The 22,160-nt window shown below is 61.8% G+C and carries 17 protein-coding genes; 1 reads left to right on the forward strand and 16 read right to left on the reverse strand.

All coding sequences use genetic code 11. The features are described from left to right. Positions 1-241: 241 nt before the first annotated feature. The 16 genes from NVV90_RS08555 to NVV90_RS08630 all read right to left on the reverse strand — a co-directional run bounded on the left by NVV90_RS08555 (position 242) and on the right by NVV90_RS08630 (position 20,969). On the reverse strand, positions 242-904 hold the full coding sequence (locus NVV90_RS08555) for a GntR family transcriptional regulator (protein ID WP_258440735.1): 663 nt from the start codon (positions 902-904) through the stop codon (positions 242-244). 163 nt (positions 905-1,067) lie between these two features. Continuing rightward, complete coding sequence (locus tag NVV90_RS08560) at positions 1,068-1,709, reverse strand: GntR family transcriptional regulator (protein ID WP_258440736.1); 642 nt, start codon at positions 1,707-1,709, stop codon at positions 1,068-1,070. Positions 1,710-1,736: 27 nt separating this feature from the next. Continuing rightward, the gene (locus NVV90_RS08565) at positions 1,737-3,191 is read right to left on the reverse strand and encodes an NAD-dependent succinate-semialdehyde dehydrogenase (RefSeq protein WP_258440737.1); all 1,455 of its coding nucleotides are present in this window, start codon (positions 3,189-3,191) and stop codon (positions 1,737-1,739) included. A 66-nt stretch (positions 3,192-3,257) separates the two neighbouring features. Next, the gene (locus tag NVV90_RS08570; protein WP_258439420.1) at positions 3,258-4,511 is read right to left on the reverse strand and encodes an aspartate aminotransferase family protein; all 1,254 of its coding nucleotides are present in this window, start codon (positions 4,509-4,511) and stop codon (positions 3,258-3,260) included. Between the two features lie 70 nt (positions 4,512-4,581). Next, entirely contained in the window at positions 4,582-5,715 is a 1,134-nt protein-coding gene (locus tag NVV90_RS08575) for an FAD-dependent oxidoreductase (RefSeq protein WP_258440738.1), read from the reverse strand. Positions 5,716-5,718: 3 nt separating this feature from the next. Then, on the reverse strand, positions 5,719-6,486 hold the full coding sequence (locus NVV90_RS08580) for an amino acid ABC transporter ATP-binding protein (protein WP_258440739.1): 768 nt from the start codon (positions 6,484-6,486) through the stop codon (positions 5,719-5,721). Continuing rightward, positions 6,483-7,370: an amino acid ABC transporter permease gene (locus tag NVV90_RS08585; protein ID WP_258440740.1), complete on the reverse strand. Its 888-nt coding sequence runs from the start codon at positions 7,368-7,370 to the stop codon at positions 6,483-6,485. Before NVV90_RS08585 ends, NVV90_RS08580 begins: the two co-directional genes overlap by 4 nt. 56 nt (positions 7,371-7,426) lie before the next feature. Beyond that, a complete protein-coding gene (locus NVV90_RS08590) occupies positions 7,427-8,188 on the reverse strand; it encodes an ABC transporter substrate-binding protein (RefSeq protein ID WP_258440741.1) in 762 nt (253 codons plus the stop codon). 207 nt (positions 8,189-8,395) lie between these two features. Further along, positions 8,396-9,802 carry an FAD-binding oxidoreductase gene (locus NVV90_RS08595; protein ID WP_258440742.1) on the reverse strand — a complete coding sequence of 469 codons (1,407 nt, stop codon included), beginning with the start codon at positions 9,800-9,802 and terminating at the stop codon, positions 8,396-8,398. A 54-nt stretch (positions 9,803-9,856) separates the two neighbouring features. Further along, on the reverse strand, positions 9,857-10,642 hold the full coding sequence (locus NVV90_RS08600; protein ID WP_309304105.1) for an SDR family oxidoreductase: 786 nt from the start codon (positions 10,640-10,642) through the stop codon (positions 9,857-9,859). Between the two features lie 20 nt (positions 10,643-10,662). Then, on the reverse strand, positions 10,663-11,769 hold the full coding sequence (locus NVV90_RS08605; protein ID WP_258440744.1) for an alanine racemase: 1,107 nt from the start codon (positions 11,767-11,769) through the stop codon (positions 10,663-10,665). A 38-nt stretch (positions 11,770-11,807) separates the two neighbouring features. After that, positions 11,808-12,293: a RidA family protein gene (locus tag NVV90_RS08610; protein WP_258440745.1), complete on the reverse strand. Its 486-nt coding sequence runs from the start codon at positions 12,291-12,293 to the stop codon at positions 11,808-11,810. Positions 12,294-12,333: 40 nt separating this feature from the next. Next, complete coding sequence (locus NVV90_RS08615) at positions 12,334-13,020, reverse strand: haloacid dehalogenase type II (protein WP_258440746.1); 687 nt, start codon at positions 13,018-13,020, stop codon at positions 12,334-12,336. 158 nt (positions 13,021-13,178) lie between these two features. Then, positions 13,179-16,076: an FAD-binding and (Fe-S)-binding domain-containing protein gene (locus NVV90_RS08620; protein ID WP_258440747.1), complete on the reverse strand. Its 2,898-nt coding sequence runs from the start codon at positions 16,074-16,076 to the stop codon at positions 13,179-13,181. Positions 16,077-18,392: 2,316 nt separating this feature from the next. Further along, a complete protein-coding gene (locus tag NVV90_RS08625; RefSeq protein WP_258440748.1) occupies positions 18,393-19,838 on the reverse strand; it encodes an SLC13 family permease in 1,446 nt (481 codons plus the stop codon). Positions 19,839-19,850: 12 nt separating this feature from the next. Beyond that, a complete protein-coding gene (locus tag NVV90_RS08630) occupies positions 19,851-20,969 on the reverse strand; it encodes a PrpF domain-containing protein (protein ID WP_258441113.1) in 1,119 nt (372 codons plus the stop codon). Between the two features lie 239 nt (positions 20,970-21,208). Here NVV90_RS08630 and NVV90_RS08635 point away from each other — a divergent pair, with 239 nt between their 5' ends. Further along, positions 21,209-22,147, forward strand: coding sequence for a LysR family transcriptional regulator (locus NVV90_RS08635; RefSeq protein WP_258440749.1), 939 nt, complete (start codon positions 21,209-21,211; stop codon positions 22,145-22,147). The last annotated feature ends 13 nt before the right edge of the window (positions 22,148-22,160 follow it).

Genomic DNA, 22,160 nt, shown 5'->3' on the forward strand with positions numbered 1-22,160 from the left:
AGGGTAGCCTGGGTGTTGCCTGGCGCAAATACAGTCATGACTCTGCAGGATTCAGGCGTTCGGGTCCTCAGCCGCGGCCGTGATGCCGCCTTGCGTCGCGTACTTCGGGCCCGGCGCAAGGGCGATATGTGTGCCCCCGACGATGTCGCTTTCCACTCACCGCTTATTAGAATCGCACTCGAACGGGCAGTGCCTATCTCTGAGGCGAACGCTAGGATTCGCTGTTTGTCGGATGTAGGCGTCAGGCCTCGTCTAAGGTTTGAGCGCTGAGCGCATTGTGGAATTGACTCAGCATTTCCTTGCGGTAGCCATCGAAGTCACCCTCCAATGCAAGCGCAGCCAACTTCTCGTGCTCAACGGCAACGTCGTGGAGATCGCTGTACGTACGATGGTCGACCGAGAGGTAGAGACGTAGCTTGGTCTCCCAACCGGTCCAAAGGCTCTGCAAGGCGGAGTTGCCTGAAAATTCGTAGAAGAGTCTGTGGAAGCGAAGGTGAGCGTCGATGCTGGCCGGGATGTCGTTCGTGTCCGTGGCCCGGTAAAGTTCCTCGATGGTTTGCTTCAAGCGAAGCTGTTCAGGACCCCGAAGCGTCGGGGCAGCGAGTTCGGCAGCGTAAGGCTCAACGAGCATGCGGATCGATGCGATCTCGGCGACGTCGCGAGCGCTCACTTCCACAACGAACGATCCCCGGAAAGGGACCTTTACTACAAGGCCCTCCTCCTCAAGCTTGGTCAGTGCCTCACGTAGTGGCGACCGGCTGATGCCTAGATCTGAAGCGATGTGCGTCTCGCGCAGTTGTTCTCCGGGAGAGACAGTCCCGTCCAGGATGGCGCTACGGAGGACGCGGTAGACGCCGTCCGGCGTCGTCGTCCGCTGTTCTTGCCACTCGAACTTGCGGTCCATTGTTCCGCCTTCCTTGTCGATTGTCGATTATACAGCCAAGCCGGCCTGACCCGGATGGCCCGGAGTGCTGACGGCCAAATTTCTCGATCGCTGACAGCCGCGGGGGTCGTTGCAGGACCCAGGAAGGTTGAGTCCTGCAACGACCTCCAGCGGACAGGCCATCTCAGACGCTGACTGGCTTGTCCTGCCGGGTTGCTGTGAGGTCCTCAACGGCTTTTTGCATGTGCCGCTTAATGGCCTTGAGGAGTCCATTCCGGTCGCCTGACTCCAATAGTTCCAGGATGATCTGGTGTTCCTTTATCAGAAGGTCCACCCTTGGGTAGGAGACTTTCAGGTCGAGGATACACATCCTCGATTCAGCCGCCAGCGTCTTGTAAATACGAATGAAGCGGGAATTTCCCATGCCGGCAACGAGGGCTGAATGGAACTGCATGTCAAGCCGGGCAATGCTCTGCCAATCGGAGGCGGCCATTTGCCCCGCCATTTCGCCCAAGATGTCTTTCAGCACTTCGCAGGTGTCCTGGATCTGATTCGGGCTGCCGTCCAATAGCCTGCCGGCCGCGGCGGACTCGATGATGTCACGAACCTCGTAGATCTCCCTAAGGTCATGCGTTTCAAATTCCAGGACGAACACCCCGTAGTTGCGCCTGCTGACGAGGATCCCCTCCTGACACAAGCGCTGGAGTGCCTCCCTCAGAGGACCTCTGGACCTGTTGAGCTGGCTCGCCACGAGGGATTCGTTGATCTGCTGCCCGGGACGGAGGAGTCCCAGGACGATCTGTTCGCGCAGGTGATCAGCGATCACCTGCGCTGTAGGCCTTCCCTCCATTCGTTAGACAGCCAGCGCGGTGTACTTGTACTCCAGGAATTCTTCGATGCCGACCTTTCCACCTTCGCGTCCCAGTCCGGACTGCTTGACGCCGCCGAACGGTGCCGCCGGGTTGGACACCAAGCCCGTGTTGAGTCCGACCATTCCGACCTCCAGGTCCGCGGAGAACTGCATTCCTTTGTCCAGGCTCTCGGTGAATACGTATCCCACAAGGCCCCACTCCGTGTCGTTGGCCAGGCGGAGGACTTCCTCCTCGCTGTCGAACGGCGTAATTGCTGCTACCGGTCCGAAGATTTCCGTGCTCATTAATTCGGAATCCAGCGCCACATCAACCAGGACGGTGGGGGTGTAGAAGTACCCGGGTCCTTTCGGACGGCTTCCGCCGGTCAGGATACGCGCGCCCTTGTTGACTGCGTCGGCGACAAGGCTTTCGACCTTTTCCAGGCCCTTCCGGTCGATAAGGGGCCCGACATCGGTGCCAGCCAATGCGCCGTCGCCTACCTGAAGTTCGGAAATCCTTTTTGCGAACTTCTCGCTGAATTCCCCGACGACGGAGCGGTGGACGAAGAAGCGGTTGGCTGCGGTGCAGGCCTCTCCCATATTCCGCATCTTGGCTTTCAAGGCCCCCTGGACTGCATTTTCGATGTCTGCATCGGCAAGCACGATGAATGGAGCGTTCCCGCCGAGCTCCATGGAGGAGCGCATCACGTTGTCGGCTGCCTGGCGCAGTAGAGTCTTGCCCACCTCGGTGGACCCAGTGAAGCTGACCTTGCGTGCGATTCCGCTGCTCATCCAGGGATCTACCACGCTGGAGGCCTTGGAGGTGGTGACGACATTCAAGACGCCGTCAGGAAGGCCCGCTTCCCGGAAAATCTCTACAAGGGCAAGTGACGTCAGCGGCGTCAAAGCCGCCGGCTTGAAGACCATGGTGCAACCCGCGGCCACCGCGGGGGCGATCTTGCGGGCGCCCATGGCGAGCGGGAAGTTCCACGGAGTGACCAGCACGCAGGGACCGATAGGTTCCTTGGTGATCATGATCCTGGTGTTGCCATCCACTGAGGTGGCGCTGTCGCCGCCGATGCGGACCGCTTCCTCGGAGAACCAGCGGAGCATGTCGGCGCCGTAGGCCACTTCGCCTCTTGCCTCCGCGAGGGGTTTTCCCATCTCGGCGGTCATGATTGCTGCCAAGCGGTCCGTATTGGCGATGACGAGGTCGAAGGCGCGTCGGAGAATGTCCGCCCGTTCGCGTGGGGTGGATTTTCCCCATGCTGCCTGCGCGCGTCCTGCGGCCTCAATGGCCAGGGCGGCATCTTCAGGGCCGCCGTCGGCAACGTAGGCAATGATGTCGTTCGTGGCGGGGTTCTCTACAGCAAATGTGGCGCCCTTTGCGGCCTTCTGCCAGTGTCCGTCGATGAACAGCCCTGTGTGAAGAGTGGTGGGATCAAATGAAGTGCTCATGTCACGCTTTCAGTCGTTTAGGAGGGAGTTTGGTGGAGCAGTGTGGCCTTGCCGAGCTTTGGTTTGTCAGGAGGTGGCCGTTTTGAGGGCCTGGGTGAACCTGGTCAGGCCTGCCTGGATTTCATCGCTGCTGACGTTCAGGGCGGGGATGAGGCGGATGACGTTGCCGTGCGGACCGCAGGTCAGGAGCAGGAGCTCTTCCTTGATGGCGGCCTGCTGGACGGCGAGGGCGGTTGCCGGGTCCGGGGTGTTGTCGGCTGCGGTGAATTCGACGCCCTGCATCAGGCCCCGGCCGCGGACGTTGCCGATTCCGGTGAACTCTGCCTGCAGTGCGTCCAGCCCTGCCCTGAGTTCGTCGCCGCGCAGCTGGGCGTTTTCCACCAGGTTTTCCCGCTGGATGACGCCCAGCGTGGCGACGCCGGCTGCTGCTGCGACGGCGTTTCCGCCGTAGGTGCCGCCCTGGGAACCGGGCCAGGCCTTGCCCATCAGCTCTGCGGAGGCGGCGATGGCGGAGATCGGGAAGCCGCTGGCGAGGCCTTTGGCGGTGATCACGACGTCGGGCCGGATTCCGGCCCAGTCGTGGCCCCAGAACTTGCCCGTGCGGCCGACGCCGGCCTGGACCTCGTCCAGGATGAGCACGATGCCGTGCCGGTCAGCGCGTTCCCGGAGTCCCTGGAGGAAGGCAACGGGGGTGGGGATGTAGCCGCCGTCACCGAGGACGGGTTCGATGATGAACCCTGCGGTGTCACTCGGGGTGCTGATGGTGAGGAGAAGGTGGTCCAGTTCCTTCAGGGCGAATTCGACGGCGGTGGCTTCGTCCCAGCCGTACCGGTACCAGTGCGGGAAGGGGGCCACGTGCACGCCACTCATCAGGGGGGAGAATCCTGAGCGGAACTTGGTTCCGGCGGTGGTCAGGGATGCCGCCGCGACGGTGCGCCCGTGGAAGCCGCCCTGGAAGGAGATGATGTTGGGCCGGCCGGTGGCCATGCGGGCCAAACGGATGGAGGCTTCCACGGCTTCGGAGCCGGAGGTGGCGTAGAAGACGCTGTCCAAACCCTGGGGCAGGACGTCGCCGAGGAGTTCCGTGAGTTCCAGCAAAGGCTTGTGCATCACGGTCGTGTACTGGGCGTGCACGATCTTGCCCACCTGCTCGCGGGCCGCCGCGACAACGTCGGGGTGGCAATGACCCGTGCTGGTGACGCCGATCCCGGTGGTGAAATCGAGGTACTTCTTGCCGTCGGTCGCGTGGATCCAGCTGCCGGACGCGTGGTCGACGACCACGGGGGTCGCCTGCTTCAGGATAGGGCTGAGTGTTGCCATGGCTTCATACTTTCTTCTTGGATTGCAACGCTTGCAGTGTCAGGGCCGTAGTGGTGGCTGACGGAGCGGCCTAGCTCGCCTTGAACCGTTCGGGGCGTACGAATTCCAGGCCTTCGAGGGACTGCTTCCCGAGTGCTTCACATGCGGCAATATGGCCGTACCCGGTGGCGTTCTTGAATCCGCCTCCGGAGAAGCCGGTTGCGGAGTAGATCCTGCTTGACCCGCTGAGCCACCCCAGCAAAGGGTTCCGGTCCCGGGTGAACAGGTCCGGGAAGGCATCAGAGCGCACGATTGTCGGTATGAGACCGGGGAAGAACTCCGAGACCGTTTCGATAGTCTCGGTGATCTCAGCTGTTGTGAGTTCCCTGGGAACGCGGTCTGGGTCCGGCGTGCCTGCCCCACGGCCGTCAAGTGTGGCTTTGACCGTCACGCCGTCCACGGTTGGCGCGCCATACATGGAGCGGTCCTCATTGATCCGGCTGAATATGGGGAACTTGTCCGGCGTGAACTCGGAGGCGTCGCGCGCAACGAACCATGAGAGAAAAATCCGGCGCGTTTCCGTATGCGCCTTCAGATACTCCGGCATCAGGCGCTGGGACCAGCCACCCGAGGCAACGATGACGCGCTCGAAGGTCCAGGACTTGTCACCGGAAGTGACGACAGCGCCGTCGTCGGTTTCCCGGATACCGGTGATCGGAGTGTTGGTGAGTACCGTCGCCCCATTGGCCTGGGCGGCGGCGACGGCGGCGGTCACGGCACGGTCGGTGCGCAGGACCCCAGCGTTGGGGTCGTAAACGGCGATGTCGTCGGCCCTGAGGTTGTGTTGGGGGTAGCGTTCGGCCATTTCCTGGCGGCTGAGGATGCGGTGGTCGGCCATGTTGATTCTGGTGGTTTCGAGCAGGGCCGGAATGTAGGGGCCGTCAACTGTCCCTATGGAGAGCCCACCGCAGCGGGTGAGGATGTCCTGTCCGGTTTCTGCTTCCAGTTCGGCCCAGAGGTCCCGTGAGTGTTGCAGGATGGGGTAGTAGTCAGGCCTGCCGCGATACAACATGCGGAAGAGTCGTGTATCGCCACCTGCGGCGCTCCTGGCGTGACCCGGGGAGTGTGCTTCGAAGCCGACCACTGAGTCGGTCAGGCGGGACGCTTGCCATAGCGCCATGCTGCCGACGCTGCCAAGGCCGATGACTGCGAGTTTTCCGTCCATTGCCTACAGCACCTTTTCCAGGAACGCCTGGGTCCTGGCTTCCTTCGGATTGCCCAGGACCGCCCTGGCGTCACCGCGCTCCACCACAAAACCCTCATCCATGAAGAGCAAGGAATCTGCTACTTCGCGGGCGAAGCCCATTTCATGGGTAACCACCACCATGGTCATGCCCTTTTTGGCGAGGTCCTGCATGACGGCCAGAACCTCTCCCACTTTTTCCGGGTCAAGGGCGCTGGTGGGTTCGTCGAAGAGGATGATTTCCGGGTCCATGGCCAGGGACCGGGCGATGGCGACGCGTTGTTGCTGGCCACCTGAAAGCTCGGCGGGGTAGCGGTCACCGAAAGCGCCCAGGCCGACGCTGGTGAGCAGTTCCTGAGCCCGTTTGGCCGATTGCTTCTTGTTGGCGCCTTTGACCAAGACCGGCCCGGCCATGACGTTGTCGCGGGCGGTCATGTTGGGGAACAGGTTGAATTGCTGGAACACCATCCCCACGCGGGTGCGCTGCAGCGCGAGTTTCTTCGGGCTCAGGGCATGGTAGGAGGTGTCTGTTTCGTAGTAGCCGAAGTCTTCGCCGTTGACCTTGAGGACGCCGGAGTCCACGGTTTCCAGGCCGTTGATGCAGCGCAGCAGGGTGGACTTGCCGGAGCCGCTGGGGCCGATGATGCAGCAGATTTCACCGCTGGCAATGTCAAGGTCGACGTCCTTGAGGACGGTTTTGGGTCCGAAGGATTTGCGGATCCCCCGGGCGTAGATCGTGCCGTCGTTGCTCATCGTGCGATGCCTTCCGGTGCGGTCAATACAGCCTTCCTGGACTTGCGGGGAATCCGGACGGAGGTATGTGAGTATTTCTGTTCCAGCTTGGACTGCGGGTAGCTCAGCAGCAGGGTCATCACCAGGTACCAGGCGCTGGCGACGATCAGCAGCGGGATGGTTTCGTAGGTGCGGGCGTAGATCAGCTGGGCGCTCTGGAGCAGTTCGGCGACGCCCAGGACGCTGACCAGGGAGGTTTCCTTGAACATGCCGATGACCTGGTTGCCGGTGGCCGGGATGATCGAGGGCATGGCCTGGGGGATGATGACTTTGCGCATCTTCATGGACGCGCTCATGCCCAGGGAGTCCGCGGCTTCGATCTGTCCCTTGCCGACGGAGGAGAAGCCGCCGCGGATGATCTCGGCCATGTACGCGGCTTCATTCAGGGTCAGGCCGATCAGGGCCGCCGTGATCGGGCCCATCAGCGCGTTCACGTCGATCGCCGTGCCGATGTCAGTGAACGGGATGCCGATGGTCAGGTTCGGGTACAGGGCAGCGATGTTGAACCAGAAGATCAGCTGGACCAGGACAGGGGTGCCCCGGAACAAGGTGATGTACGCCCCGGCCAGGACCGCGATAGGTTTAATGCTCGAAGCCCTCATGATCGCCAGACCCAGGCCCAGGAGAGTGCCCAGGGCCATGCTGGCCACCGTGAGGAAGATCGTGAGCATCAAGCCGCGCAGGATCGATTCGTGCGTGAAGTACTTCGCCACGACATCCCACTTGAAGTTCGGGTTCGTCGCAACCGAAGCCAGGATGCCGGCGCCGACCAACGTGCACACCACCCAGGAGACATACTCGAACGTGCTGCGCCGCTTGAGCCTGGGCTTGAGCGCCGGATCCATCCCGTTCATTGTCGGTGTGCTTCTCTCAATAGTTGCTTGCTTCATCTGTGAACCCACTAGTTCAGCTTGGCGTCGGTGATGGCGCCGGAGTCAAGACCCCACTTCTCGAGGGATTCCTTGTATTCAGGGGTTGCAAGGACGGACTGCAGCGCTGCCTGCAGGGCCGGGGTGAGCGGCGAGCCCTTCTTCAGGCCGACGGCGGTCAGGTCGCTGGAGCCGACGTTGACCCGGCCGAGGATGGTGAAGGAGTCCGGCTGCTGCTTGGCGGCCCACGCGAGTGCGGTTGTGTCGTAGAGGATGCCGTCGATCCGCTTGGAGTGCAGCTGCGTCAGGGCTTCCTGGACGTTGGGCAGCGTCACGGCGTTGATCGCCGGCTGTCCCTTGGAGGTGCAGCTCTGCTCACTGAGGGCCGGGAGGCGCTTGAGCTGGCCGGTGGAGCCCTGGGTGACGGCGATGTTCTTCCCGCACAAGGTCTCAACCGTGAGCTTCAGCGGGTTCCCTGCGGCCGCGGCCACGGACGTGCCGGCCCTGAAGTAATCGATCATGTCCAGGACCTTGAGCCGCTCCTCGGTCTTGGACATCGTCGTGGCCGTGAAATCGAAACGTCCGCCGTCAAGGCCGGGGATGATGGTGTCGAACTTCGTGTCCACGAACTTCAGCTTCAGGTCGAGCTTCTTCGCAATGAGCCGGGCAACGTCCGGGTTCAAACCAATCGGGGTGCTGTTGTCCTCCGCCAGGAACGTCGTCGGCGGGTAATGCAAGTCCATCGCAACCGTCAACTCGCCCTTGTCCTTGAACGACTGCGGCAACAAGGCCACAGCAGCCTGGTCAGGCTGAACACCCTCAGAAATATCCGCTGTGTTCGAGGCTTTGCTATCTCCTGAAGGGGCGGAGCCCGGGGCAGACCCGCCACAAGCGGTCAGGGCCAACAGGACTGCGAGACCTGCGGTCGCTGTCTGAATCTTACTGATGGTTTTCATAATCATTCCTTCAAAGGGTTTCGGTTGAGAGATTTGGTTGGTGCACTATTCGTGGAGTCCGGCGAGCCTGCTGCCGAATTTGGCCAGGAGTGAGGTCTTGGTGGAATCCCGGCGTTCTTCCCATTGGTCAGCCAGACCGAAGAGTCGGTACATGCCGTGAACACCTAGCCAGCGGATGGGCTCCGGCTCCCAGTTGCGGGAGCGGTAGCCCACCCAGGGAAGTGTGGTTCGTTCGGTCTCGCGTTCGAAGGCCAGTTCCGCGAGGGTTCGTCCGCCGACATAGGCGGCCGTGACTCCGTGTCCCGCATAGCCTGTTGACGATCCGATCCCGGCCTCTTGATCCCAATGAACACCGCCGTTCCAGTCGCGGGTCACTCCCAGAACTCCTGACCAGGCGTGGTCCACTTCGAAGCGGACGCCCGGGAAGAATGTTCGGAGCTTCTCCGAGATCAGGTTGACGGTGGACTGGGCTGTTGAGCCGGTTCCTCCGGTGCCCGAGCCGTAGCGGTAGGGGACTCCTCGGCCTCCCATGGTGATGCGGCCATCCGCTGTTCGCTGGGCGTAGATAAAGGTGTGCGCGGAGTCGCTGAGGCACTGGAGCCCGTTCCATCCGATCTGCTGCCAGGCCTCGTCCGAGAGTGGCTTGGTTACGATCATTGAGGAATTGATCGGTATCAGTGTTCTGCGGCCAAGCAGCGGTCCCGAATAGCCTTCCGTGCAGATAAACGTCTTGGCAGCGTTGACGCGTCCCGTGGCCAAGGTGAGGGTGTTCTCGTCGACACTGTTCACTCGACTGCCTTCGTAGATGCTGACGCCCATGGAGGTCAGGGTGTCGGCAAGGCCGTACACGAGTTTCGCGGGGTGGAACCGCGCGCAATGCTTGTAAAAGAGCCCGCCATGGACGGTGGAGATGTTGATCCGGCTCTGGAAATCATCGCGGTCGAGCATCTGGATTTCGTCTTCGGACAGCCCGTATTTCAGGTCGGCGGCACGCCTGGCCACCAGCCGTCCAAGACCCGCCTTGGTGTGGGCAGCCACGAGGGCTCCGCCCTTGTGCTGATCAGCGTTGATGCCCTCAGTCTGAAGAATATCCAGGACAGAATCGACGCCGGCCACAAACTCCTGCTGCAAGGCCCTGCTCGCTTCCAGACCACCTGCTGATGCGCGGGCGAAGGTGGCTCGGTTTCCTGGGGGCATTGCTGAGAGCCAGCCGCCGTTTCGGCCGGAGGCGCCGTAGCCTATCTGTTCTGCCTCAAATACTGCCACCTTGAGTGAGGGTTCAAGCTTCTTGGCAAAGTAGGCGGCCCACAGGCCTGTGTAACCACCACCCACAATGGCCAGGTCTACAGAGTCCTGCCCAGAGAAGCCGGGGTAAGTAGGCTTGTTGTCCGCGAGTCCGGCCATCCAGAAGCCGAGGTCTCCGTTTCGGGGTGTTGCTGCAAGGGCATTCATCTTAGTCCTACTTTTGGTGTGGAGTAGTGGGGCCGCTGGGAGGCGACCTGTTGGTCAGAAGGCGGTGTATCCGCCGTCGACGGGGAGAACCGCTCCGGTGATGTATGAGGACTCCGGCGACGCCATGAAAAGGATCGCGTCGGCGATCTCGTCGGGAGTGGCGAGGCGTTGGAGCGGGATCTGGCCCTCGCGCTCCCGACGGTAGGCGACGGGGTCGTCCCTGCGCTGGAACGATGCTTCGATGACCGGGGTCACGGTCAGTCCCGGGGCGACGACGTTGACGCGGATGTTCCGTGGTGCCCACTCGATGGCCGCACCCTTGGCCAGCATGATGAGGCCGCCCTTGGCTGCGGAATACAGGACCTCATCGGGCTTGCCCACCAAGCCGAGCCGCGAGCTGACGAGGACGAACGAACCACCAGCGGCGGGCATCAGTGGTGCGAAGTGCTTCATCATCAGGAACGCACTGAGCAGGTTGCTGTGAAGCACGTTCTTCGCATCCTCGTAGGCCATCTCCGTCAGTGGGCCACTGACCTGCAGTCCGTGGTTGAGGACTACGACGTCCACGGTCCCGAACGAGTCGGCGGCCTGGCGCGCTAGTTCTTCGACGAATGCCTCATCGTTGAGGTCTCCGGGAACGTACAAGTCTTCAGGTTGGGCGCTATCGATTCGTTCCCTGCGGCCTGTGAGCAGGAGCCGTGCGCCTTCGTGACGGAAATGTGCACTTACTGCCTCGCCGATTCCGCTGCTGGCCCCTGTTACTACAGCCGTGGTCTTATCAAGTCTCATGTTGGTCACACCTTTGTGAAGTAGATTGCTTGTCTGAATGGTCCATACCATCGCTGTTTGTTGGTGACGGCTCAGCTGAGGAATCCACGGGCGTCCACTTTCCAGCGCTCAAGCGATGTTCCCGTGCTGTCCGTGACGATCAACTCTTCAAAATTGATGACTACCGGGCAGACGTGGTTGGGCACGATCGGAATGACGGTGCCGATGCTGGGGCGGAAATCGCCGGCGGGTAGCGGGAGGAACCCGTGGTACTCGTTGAGTTTGGAGAGGACGGCCCGAGTGCCGGGGACTGCGCCGTAGCCGATATCGGGGCTGCCTTCGCGGCTCAGTGCCTTGGTGCCTACATTGACAATGACCTGATCGGGAACCCAGTTGCTGACCACGGTGCCAGCGACGAACAGAGCAATCTGATCTTCCGTGCAGGCCCCGAGGCGGGTGTTGTTGAGGTCATTGAAAACGTACTCGCCGGGCCGGATCTCGGTGATGATGCTGCTGGTTGAGTATTCGATCGTGGGTGTGGAGCCGGCACTGACCACATCTGCGCTGATGCCTACCGCGTTGAAGCTGCGAACGGCGGCGGTGAGCGCGGCTTCCTGGTCTATCGCGGCACGCTTGCGGGCCTCCCGGCTGGAGCTGCCGTGACCTGGGTAGGTGAAGACACCCACCGGCACCAGGCCTCTCTTGCGGGCGGCAACCCCGAGGTCGCCCGCCGCCTCGGGCGGTGCGCCGGAACGGCGGGCACCGCAGTCGACCTCGATCACGACTTCCAGCCGTTCGGCCTCAGAGCCCATCGCATCAGCAATGGCGTCGAGTGCCGCAAAATTATCGACGCCGACCCGTAGCCGGGTGCTTACGGCAAGCTTTCGGATCCTCACGCCTTTGGTCCCGGAAGGCCAAATGGGGTAGGCGATGAAGATATCGTCGAAGCCGGCCGCGGCAAACACCTCGGCCTCACCCACATTGCCTGCGGTGATTCCGACTGCACCGGCTTTCACCTGGCGCCGGCCTATCTCGACGCATTTGTGCGTCTTGACATGCGGCCTGACGTCGAGGTTCCGCCCGGTGGCGAAGGCCTGCATGCGATCGATGTTGTCCTGCATCACGTCGACCAACACGATGGGTGCGGGAGTGTCGATCCGCTCGACCAATGCGTTGAGTGCTTGGTGAATACGGTTCACGCTGTTCTCCTCATGAGTTTGCCGCCAACACATCCGCACTAAACGGCTGTGCAGATCATCTGGATCTCTACCGGAGTGTTGAGCGGTAATCCGGCGACGCCGATCGCGGTGCGCGCGTGCCGTCCGTTCTCGCCCAACACTTCAATGAGCAAGTCACTGGCCGCGTTGGCGACCTGCGACTGCAGACCGAAATCCGGTGCACTTGCCACGAAGACCAGCATCTGCACGATCCGTACCCTGTCCAGATCTCCGACCGCCTGCACTGCGGCGGCGAGGCAGTTAAGCGCGGTATGGCGTGCGAGGTCCTTCGCTGTCTCCAGCTCGACATCCCGGCCGACAATCCCTTGGCCGAGCAGCTCACCGTCCTTGTAAGGCAGTTGGCCGGAGATGTGGATGCTGGAGTCCACGGCCCGGTGGTGCACGAAGTACGGGTTGTCAGCGAGGCTTGGAAGAACCAGGCCGAGGACCCGGAGCCTTTCTGAAGCCGAGTTGCCCTTGACGGTTTGAGCTAGCGGCAATCTCATCCGGCCATCGCCTTCTTGTGGTTCACGCTCTCAGTTCTCCTTAGGCAGCAGAACGGGGGAGGCCGAAGAGGACGGGGAGGTCGGCGATGTCGGTGATCCGCTCGTAGCCGAGCCAGTGTTCGTCGTGCTCGAAGCCACGGTCTACGTACACCTTGTTCTTGATGCCCATTACGGCTGCTGGTCGCAGGTCGTACATCGGGCTCGCGGAGACGTGCGCGATCTCGTCGGGTGTAGCGCCCAGTTTGTCGAACATGTACTCAAATGCACGGAGCCGTGGCTTGTAGACACCCGACTGTTCTGCGCTGATGATGGTGTCGAATGGGGCCTGGAGGTTCTCCGCGAGGCGCACAGCGTGCGCAGTGTCGCTGTTGGTGATGATGACCAGCGGGACTTCCTCCGCCAGGCGGTTCAGTGCCTCGGTAACGCCGGGGTACGGGCCCCACGTAGGAATGTGCTCGTACACTGCCTGCGCGTCGGCCGCACGAAATTCCAGATCGAACCCTCGGGTGGCGCGTTCCATGGATTCGGCGACGATCTGGTGGAACGGCTTGTATTCGCCCGTGCACTCGTCGATCCGGTACGCCTTGCAGGCCTTCAGGTAGTCGTCTGCGATCTCGGCGGGGAGTCGCTCGCCCAAGACTTCACGGATCGCGTCGTTGATGCGGAATTGGATCAGCGTTCCGTTCATGTCGAAGGTAACGAATTTCGGTTTGGTTTCGAATGCCATGAGTCCTCCAGTAATTTGTTGTGTCGTCGATTGTCGACGAGTTGCGGTGAAGTAGTGCCGTCGATTGTCGACAATACTCGCTGTGTGTGTAGATTGTCAACGATTCTACTCAGATCTTGATGGTGCCGTCCGGAATGAGATGGACGTTGGAATGTCTTCTATGTGAGGGGCTTCGGATCAAGGAGCTCGGCGAGGTGGAGGCTCTTGCGCCCGGGCTCCAGCTGCTTGACCTGCATCGCACAGCTGAAGCCGTCAGCCAGGACGGGCGTGTCAGCTGCAGTGGCTTCGAGGGCAGGCATGAGCGCTTGTTGTGCCACCGTCATGGAGATGTCGTAGTGGCTCGCTTCGAAGCCAAAGTTTCCCGCTACTCCGCAGCAGCCTGTTGCCTCGGTGATATCGGCTACGCCGATGGCCGCCAACGCCTTCCTTTGTACCGCCGCCCCGAAGGTTGAGTATTCGTGGCAATGAGTCTGAACGGTCACGGCCGTCGGTATTGATCGCGGTTTCCAGCCGTCCTCCACCCATAGTTTCACCGCTTCGGCAAAGCTTTGGACGCGATGGGAAACGCGTTCGGCGGCTTCGGTGCCGAGAAGCTCGGGACCGTCCTTTTTCAATGCTGCGGCACAGCTGGGCTCGATGACAACGATTGGGGCGTCGCTGCCGTCATCCAGCTTGGCTATGGTCCTGGTCAGCATCTTTTTGGCAGCGTCCAGCTGGCCGGTTGATATCCAAGTGAGGCCACAGCAGGCGTCTGTTTCGCAGGAGACCTGCCTGCCAGCGCCGGCAATGACCCGTGCAGCGGCTCCGGCCACTTCGGGTCGGAAACCCTTGGTAAAGGAGTCGACGAAGAGCACAGTGTCAGCGCCCGCCGGCGACTTTGTGAATCCTTCGAGGGCTTCGCGGAGCATCTCCCGGGAAGCGAACTTCGGCAGGGCCCGCTGTGTGGTGAGGCCGCCCGCCGCCGCCACGAGCTTCCCAAGAGGGCTTGCCAGGACGGCATTGACCACCGGGCTGATGCGGGACGTGAGCTTCAGCCATCTGGGCAACCACCCGAGAGAGAAATGCGACATTGGCCGCAGCCTGCCCTGGTAATAGTGCGAGAAGAACTCGGACTTGTAGCTCGCCATGTCCACGCCAGCGGGACAGTCGTTGGAGCAGGCCTTGCAGGCCAGGCACAGGTCCAGTGCTTCACGGACGTTTTCCGACTTCCAGCCTTCGTCGATGGTGCGGGCACCGCGCACCATGTCTTGGAGGACCCTGGAGCGTCCACGCGTTGAGTCTTTCTCGTCGCCTGTGGCCCGGAAGCTCGGGCACATCACTCCTCCGGAGTCAGAACGGCATCTTCCGACGCCGATGCACGCCTGGACGGCGTGCACCCAAGGGTCGGTTCCGGCCGCGGCGGCATCGACGGGCCGTAGCTCGAAGTGCGTTCGCCACTCACGGTCGGGGACGCCCTCGTGCGCCAGATTGGTGTCAATGGGATCCGGATCGGTAATCGACCCCGGATTCAGTGTCCCTGCCGCATCCCAGAGCTTGCGGTACTCCTGGAACGCGGCGAGCATGCGAGGGGAGTACATGTACGGAAGCAGCGCCGACCGGGCTCGTCCGTCTCCGTGTTCTCCAGACAAGGAGCCCCCGTGACGGACAACAAGCTCCGCGGCGGCCTGCGTGAACTTGCGGAACACGCTGCGGCCTTGTTCGCTGCGCAGATCGTAGGTGATGCGGATGTGCATGCAACCCGCTCCAAAGTGGCCGTACATGATCCCGGTCAGCTCGTACTCGTCCAGGAGCCTCCGGAAGTCGGCCAAGTAGGCTGCAAGGTTCTGCGGTGCGACCGCGGAGTCCTCCCAACCGGCTTGGGATTCTCCGCCACTGGCGGGCCTGGACGACAGGCCCGCGCCGTCTTCCCGCACCCGCCACAATGTAGCGCGTTCGGCAGGGTCCGGCACTGCACACCCATCGACCAGCCGGCCGTTCGCAGCGAGCCGTTCCAGCAGCAGGGCGGCTTGGCGGGCCACTTGGTCCCGGTCGTCGCCGTCGAGGTCTACGTACAGGAAGGCGTTTCCCCGGGGAAGCCCCAGGACGGCGTCGTCTCCGCGGCGCAGCCGCATGGTATCCACGATGGCCTCATCGATTCCTTCCACCGCTGCTGGCGAGAATTCGAGGATGGTTTCGATGTCCTTTGCGGCGTCCACCACGTCGGCATAGCCGAGGCATACCAGCAGTGCGCTGGACGGCTTGGGGACGAGTTTCATGCGGGCGCGGACGACGACGGCGCAGGTTCCTTCGGTGCCGACCAGCGCCTTGGCAATGTTCAGGCCATTCTCGGGCAGGAGATTGGCAAGATGGTAGCCGGAAACCTGGCGTTGGATACGCGCAAGTTCAAGGCGAAACGCGGCCAGGTTATTTTGGGCGAGGTCTTTGAGTTCCTCACCCAACTGGAAGGCGCGGGAGACGGAATGAGCGTCGGAGGGATCGGTGGCCCGGACGCCGTCGAGCGATACCGTAAGGAGGGCTCCGTCGGAGGTGACGACGTCGATCTCGTGGACGTGATCGGAAGTCCGCCCATATCGTACGGAGTGGTTGCCGCATGCATCGTTGCCGATGGCGCCACCGATCGTAGCGCGGTTCTTTGATGATGGGTCAGGTGCGAAGGTCAGATTCCCGCCGGTTGCCCGTTCAGTTTCCCGGGTTAGTTGGGCAAGCACCACCCCGGCCTCGACATCTGCCGTTCCGGTGGTCGCATCGATGCTCAAGATACGGTTCATGTGCCGCGAGAAATCCAACACGATTCCAGGTCCAATGGCGTTCCCAGCCATGGACGTCCCTCCGCCCCTGGGTATCAGAACAGTTCCGGTTTCACGGCACACCGCGATGATGGCGAGGACGTCCTCAACGTCGCGCGGAAACGCGACGCCGACAGGCGGGATCCGGTAATTGGACGCGTCATAGGAGTATGCGGCCAGTCGGTGACCCGAGGCCTCCACTGGCACACCGGCGATCTGAAGCCTTGCAATGACGTGTGCACGATCCGGGGCGGTGAGGTTTGAGTGCATGGTGCGCTTTCCGTTTGGTGTAGGAGCGGGATTGATGAATAACGGGGACTCACTTTTGGCTCAACGAAATTCCTCTCGTTCGGGCCAAGATTTTGAGATCCCGCGAAACGGCCTGTATCGCACCGGAGCGCGTCGTTGGTCTCCGGATCGTTGGGACTTCGGCTTCAAGGCGCTCCGCGTGGTGTGAACTAGGGGAGCGAGGGAGCAGGGAATCCTTGGAAAACTCGGGCAGCCCGGAGCCTGCATCTTCGAAGGGATCATGAAACACCAGTTCCGGTCCGTTCTGAGAAGGCGCGCGGGCAAGCAGGTGGGGAGGGTTCCGGATCGGTCCCTCGCCTACTCCGGACACTTGTCGTGTCAACGAAACGCCCCCAGTTGAATATTGACAGCAAGGAGAACGAGCGCTCCCGCGACAGATCCGGCGCTGATATGCACGGCGGCCGCGTGCTTCCACCTTCGATTGCCGCCCATTCCCGGCGGGGGCCACGGCAGGAGGGGAACTGCGCTGGTTACAAGCGCCGCGGCTAAGAGCAGACTCACGCTGAGCATTGCGGCGCGATTCCATCCATGATCCCGGTCACGGCGTCTCCAGACTCTGAATGGGCGTCAAATCTGGTGGGCGACGGCTTTGTCGCATTTTCCGCCTTTCGGCTCGGGGCAAGGAGTGACCGTTTACCCACGGGGAGGCTGCTTCGCGGGACGGAGGTTGTCGGCGTATTCGGGCTGCGCTGAGGGCGCGGGTACTTCCGGACAAGTAGGATTCCCGGCCAGCCTATCGTCAATTGTTGACGATCACTATATGCGTGTTGAACGTCGAATGAAAAGTTGCGGCGGGCGCCCTTCCCCTGACCTGCTGCGCCATGTCGCAAGGAGCGCCGCCCGGGCGTGGGTCCGGCTGTTGAAGAGGTTCGTTGCGCGGGCCACCCTTGAGCCGCAATGGCCACGAGGGCCCGCGGTGTTCTGGGGTTCTTAGGAGGGCGCGTCTTGGATGGCAAGTGCTACGCCGATTAGGTCACGATCGACGGGACTGCCATCGAAGCGACGCTGACGATTCGGCCGCCGCAGGCGACGTCATTGAGGCGGCCGTCAAAGGCGGAAACGGATCTCGGGGGAGCCCCACTTGGCTCGGAGTGGGACAAGAGAGAAAGTGTGGACATTGTCCACACTTTTCGCCCTGGACTGGCCCGTACAGCTGCCGGATCGGCCCGGATTCCCTATGTTTCAGCCACTTCCCAGTGTTTCCAAGGCACAGAATCCCGTTCGAGTCCCACCTCGGGCACAGCATGACCCCTCGTCAGAGGGGTTTTTGCTTTAACGTGTTGACAATTGTTGACACGAGTCTCTGATGTGTGGTGCCGGCTGGTGCCTGGCCGCCGGTTGGCCTGTTCAGTTGTGGGGAGCGGGTTCAGGGTTGTGGCTGTGGGCCCTCCGCTTGCTCTGTGATGGGGCTATGCGTTCCTCTCTTGGTGCGTCCGGTAGGTCGTGGTTGCCCTACACCTCTTCATGGGTAGAAGGACTGAGCACAACATGACTTCGACAGCCTGCGTCAAAGGCCTCTGGCTTCGGCCCGTTCCTGGCGTGAGGAGGCCGATCTTGCCGATGCTTTGTCAGGCCAAAAGGGGTGTGTGCGTTGTGCACACTTAAGTCTGCTTTCTTGTGACTGATTGCAGTCATTGGCTTGTCCCACCTTTGGCTTGCATCTGCACTTCATTGCATGGGAGTGGCCGTTGAGACATGACGCCGACGCGCAAGCGCTCCATGCTCAGGGCCATTTCGGTGCGAGAGTTCAGTCGCTACGGCCGACCGAGTGCCTTCGGGCTGGTTTCGTGCGCGCCGTCGACGCGACGCTACGAATCAAGAGGCGAGCGGTCCTCGCGCAGATTTGTAGGTCGTAGCGTGGCCTCCGGAGCACTACTCGCGATTGTCGGCTGAGCATGTAGAGCCGAACAGTTTGCCGGTATGGGCCCCTATCTCGGCTTGATTTAGCCCTTCGCGGCTGACGGATCACAAGGTCCATTCGTAGGGGCGGAACCCGATCCGCCAGACCGCTAGGGAGGCCAAATGATGGTTAGTTCGGTCTGCTCCAACTGTCAGCTGGCGTCCGGAGCCTCCTGGGCGGCGGCGTGGGCACGTTCTGTGCGGCTTCGTCGATATGGCTTACGCAACAACGGCAGGGCCACCTTGAGGGTGGCCCTGCCGTTGTTGCGTGGGGTCCGTCCTGCGCCCGTATTTCGGGCTTCCTGTTGCGATGGAGTGCAGGATGCAGTCCCTTGACGCGGCCGAACTGTTTGCCGGCGGTCGGTTTGGTCGGGGAAGTTACATGATGCCGGTGGGTACCAGCAGTGCCCAGGCGAGGGCTGGTGCCGCAAGGACAACTCCGCCGGCGTACATCATGAGTTGCTTGTAGACACGTTGCCGGTCCTCTTCGCGGGCGTTCGCAACAACCAGGGCGCCGTCGGTGGAGAAGGGGGATACGTCCACGACGGTTGCGGCTATGGCGAGGGCGGCGACCGTTCCTGAGGCGCTGAGTGAGCTTGTTGCGAGCAGGGGGCCGGCCAGGGGAATGAACGCGGTGAGCAGTGCGGTGGAGGAGGCGAAGGCTGAGCCAACGCCGATGACGTAGCAGAGCATGAGGGCGATGAGCAGTGGTGCGCCGAGGGCAAGGGCTTGCTCGGCAAGGGTATCGATGACGCCGACGTGTTGGAGTAGGGAGACGTAGGTGATCATGCCGGCAACGAGCAGGACGGTGGACCAGGAAACTCCGCCGATGAAGGTCCGGTGTTCCTTGATGTTGACCAGTGCCAGAAGGAGCCCGGCAGAGAGGGCGACGAATCCGATGGGCATGTGGAGGCCCAGGGCGCAGACAAGCATCGCCACGATCAGTGCAAGGGTGAAGATCTGCTGGCCGTGGGGCCGGGTTTTGCGTGTCTCCAGGTCGGCGTGCCGGCCTGTTTCGCCGTCGCGAAGCTTACCCAGGAGGGCGAACAGCACCACGGTCAGCACTGACAGGATCAGATTCAGGGCGAAGCTTGCTCCGAAGAGCGCGCCTTGGGAGATCGGGAAGCCGTTCTTCACAGCGATGTCATGCACCAGGACTCCAGCGACGGAGAGCGGGGAGAAGCCGCCGGCATGGGCTCCGTTGATAATGAAAGCGCCCATGAGAACGGGGTGGATGCGTGATTCGTAGGCCAGCCCGATGGCGGCGGGCGCCAGCAGTGCGACGGCGGCGGGGGAGAACGTGCCCAGTGCTGTGAGTGACGCTGCCAGGAGGAAGAATACCCATGGCAGTAGCAGCGTCTTGCCGCGCACAAACCGGACGCAGTTCTGGACAATGATGTCGATGGTCCCGTTCCGCTGGGCCATGTTGAAGAAATACGTGACGCCGATGATCGTGATCACGATGTTGGCGGGGAAGTCGGCCAAGATCTCCTTGTCTGTCATGCCGAGCATGAAATACCCAACACCGAAGGAGGCGACGAGCCCCATGACACCGATGTTCAACGGCCACTTGGTGGCGACGACGAACATCACCACGAGGATGACCAGCGGGATGATCTGGGTGGCGGTCATGGTCGGCTCCGATTCCGGGGTAGCTGCCGGGTTGAAGATGGCACCCCCGAACAGGATGGCAACCAGACCCAGGATGACGGAAGCGGCAACCGTCATCAGCAGGATACGGCGGCGGTTGTTGGGTCGCTGGGAACGTACTTCCCGGATGTCGCTCTCTGCCTCGGGAGCTGGTTGGTAAATAGTCTTAGCCATGGTGGTGTCTCCTCATCGAGTGGCTGCTGCTAGTGAGGCTTCGACTGCGTTGCCGAGAGTCTCCGGGAGGTGAATGATGCTCGTGGCGATGGTGCGGGCTGTCCGGTCGACGCCCACTAGAAGGGTCCCTTCGTGTTCCTCGCTCCAGGTTTCGATGACGCCCGCAGGTGTCCTGAGTTTCAGGACTGCCTCTGATGTGTTGCCCGTGATGGTGTTGAGCACGGTGCCGGGTGTCCGGGCGGCGAGAGTCAGGGCAATGCTGCCGGTGATGGCCAGGGCGGGATGCGGTTTGCCCATGGAAAGCATCATGACGTTGACGTCGCCTTCAGCGTCCGACCCCGTAGGTGGTCCGACGATTGCGACCTTGGGAACTGCCCGCGCGGCTTGAGCGGGGGTTGCCGCCATTCCCATGCGGACCGCTGCCTGGCGACGGATAATGTCCAGGGTGTCCAACTGCAGTTCGACGCCGGCTTTCCACGTGTCGTAGCGGGCGGTGTCCAGCCCCAACTCTTCGGCGCGGACAATCACGACTGGTGCTCCGGCGTCGACCATCGAAACAGTCCAGGGTGTTCCGCCGGCCATGATCGCGTCAGTTGCTGCACCGGTGGGCAGTAGTTTTCCCGTGGTCTTGCCGGCAGGATCCTGGAAGCCGAGACCTACTCTGTAACCGGGAAACACGACGCCGGGCATCTGCGCGTCCGGAACGATTGGCAGGGCACCGGCTGGAGTTGAAACCCGCTGAATGATGATCTGGCCTGTGTTGGTATTGCGGGTGACGATTCGCGTGGAATCGCCGGTGGGCACAACCCACCCTTTTTCGATGGCGTAGAGGCCTACAACCGCCGAGCAGTTCCCGCAGTTGCTGCCCCAATCAACAGCAGCCTCTTCGATCCCCACCTGTGCGAAAGTGAACTCGACGTCGACCTCGTCTTCCGCCGGTCGGCTGAGGATCATTGCTTTGCTTGTAGTCGAGGTAGCCCCGCCCACCCCATCAATTTGGCGGGAATCCGGACTTCCGAAGAGTCGAGGCAGGAGATCATCCAGCTTGGTATGGGCCTTATCCAGATGGTCAGTATCAAAGACCCAGCACTTGCTGGTGCCTCCGCGCATCCATTCGGCTTCTATCTTCATGGTGTTCCCTGCTTCCCGTGGCGCTTTGTAAACTTTGTGGCCTATTACGAGGATGATGCGGATCACATATGAAGACAATGTTGGATAGATGAAGAGGAGTGTAGAGATGCTTCATTCACTGATGCAGCGGTCCTAGTTGCTCTGCTCTTGCGGGCTAGTTTGTCTCGATTCGTGTGCAAACAGGCGCGAAACCACAATGTGCTGCATAGAATGAACCAAAGAAGAGGAAGGATGAAGTATTGCTTAACGATGAGAACTTGGATTTATTTGATATCCGCCGACTTGCCCTCCTGGTGGAGGTGGTCGAACAGGGATCCATCACGGCGGCGGCTGACATCATGATGTATTCGCCCTCAGCCGTCTCGCAGCAATTGCGAAAGCTGGAGCAAGAAGTGGGGCAGCCCCTCCTTAATCGACGATCCCGCGGGGTGGTTCCCACTGAGGCCGGTCAGGTGCTGGCGGGACACGCGCGGAAGATCGTCGGACAGATGCGCGCAGCCCGGTCCGACCTGGGCCAGATCGCCGGCTTGAGGCGCGGCTCGTTGACCGTCGGCACCTTCCCCACGCTGGCCGGCTCATTCCTGCCATTGGTGATCCGCGCCTTCAAGACGCGATACCCGGCGATTGGCCTATCTGTGCGCAGCGCCCGATTCGACGAACTCGTCTCGGACCTCGAGTCCGGAGTGACCGGACTGTGCTTACTCTGGGACTATCCTTGGAACCGGTTCAACGACGAGTCCATTCGGATCACGGAAGTTTTCCAGGAGAGCACGGTGATCCTGGTGGCCAAGGGCCACCCCCTCGCTGAGCGTGATGAAGTGTCGATGAAAGACCTCCGAAAGGAGTCGTGGATAGTCCGCGCGGAGGCCCACCCCGTGGTGGAGGTACTTCAACGATCCGCCCATGACGCCGGCTTTGAGCCGAACATCGGCTTCCTTGCCAACGATTACCAGGAGGCCCAAGCCATGGTTAGCGTCGGCATGGGGGTGGCGATGGTCCCAAAGACTGCAGTGGCCCTGCAGCATCCGGATGTCAGGATTCTCAGTCTTGGCTCCAACGCCCCCCTGCGGCGAGTACTTCTGGCCCAGCGCCAGGACAAGGTGTATGCGCCCGCAGAGGTAGCTTTCCACTCAACGCTTCTGGAAATTGCACGTGAACGGGGAGGCGACTATCTCTGACGCGATGCGTTGG

The sequence above is a fragment of the Arthrobacter sp. CJ23 genome, from assembly GCF_024741795.1.
In the GTDB taxonomy this organism is placed as follows: Bacteria; Actinomycetota; Actinomycetes; order Actinomycetales; family Micrococcaceae; genus Arthrobacter.

Bases quoted from the DNA above. Each gene is read 5' to 3' on its own strand.
- NVV90_RS08610 (WP_258440745.1), bottom strand. From the start codon at position 12,293: ATGAGATTGCCGCTAGCTCAAACCGTCAAGGGCAACTCGGCTTCAGAA.
- NVV90_RS08595 (WP_258440742.1), bottom strand. From the start codon at position 9,802: ATGAATGCCCTTGCAGCAACACCCCGAAACGGAGACCTCGGCTTCTGG.
- NVV90_RS08600 (WP_309304105.1), bottom strand. From the start codon at position 10,642: ATGGTATGGACCATTCAGACAAGCAATCTACTTCACAAAGGTGTGACC.
- NVV90_RS08555 (WP_258440735.1), bottom strand. From the start codon at position 904: ATGGACCGCAAGTTCGAGTGGCAAGAACAGCGGACGACGACGCCGGAC.
- NVV90_RS08620 (WP_258440747.1), bottom strand. From the start codon at position 16,076: ATGCACTCAAACCTCACCGCCCCGGATCGTGCACACGTCATTGCAAGG.
- NVV90_RS08615 (WP_258440746.1), bottom strand. From the start codon at position 13,020: ATGGCATTCGAAACCAAACCGAAATTCGTTACCTTCGACATGAACGGA.
- NVV90_RS08570 (WP_258439420.1), bottom strand. From the start codon at position 4,511: ATGGCAACACTCAGCCCTATCCTGAAGCAGGCGACCCCCGTGGTCGTC.
- NVV90_RS08580 (WP_258440739.1), bottom strand. From the start codon at position 6,486: ATGAGCAACGACGGCACGATCTACGCCCGGGGGATCCGCAAATCCTTC.
- NVV90_RS08630 (WP_258441113.1), bottom strand. From the start codon at position 20,969: ATGAAGATAGAAGCCGAATGGATGCGCGGAGGCACCAGCAAGTGCTGG.
- NVV90_RS08585 (WP_258440740.1), bottom strand. From the start codon at position 7,370: ATGGATCCGGCGCTCAAGCCCAGGCTCAAGCGGCGCAGCACGTTCGAG.
- NVV90_RS08575 (WP_258440738.1), bottom strand. From the start codon at position 5,715: ATGGACGGAAAACTCGCAGTCATCGGCCTTGGCAGCGTCGGCAGCATG.
- NVV90_RS08625 (WP_258440748.1), bottom strand. From the start codon at position 19,838: ATGGCTAAGACTATTTACCAACCAGCTCCCGAGGCAGAGAGCGACATC.
- NVV90_RS08565 (WP_258440737.1), bottom strand. From the start codon at position 3,191: ATGAGCACTTCATTTGATCCCACCACTCTTCACACAGGGCTGTTCATC.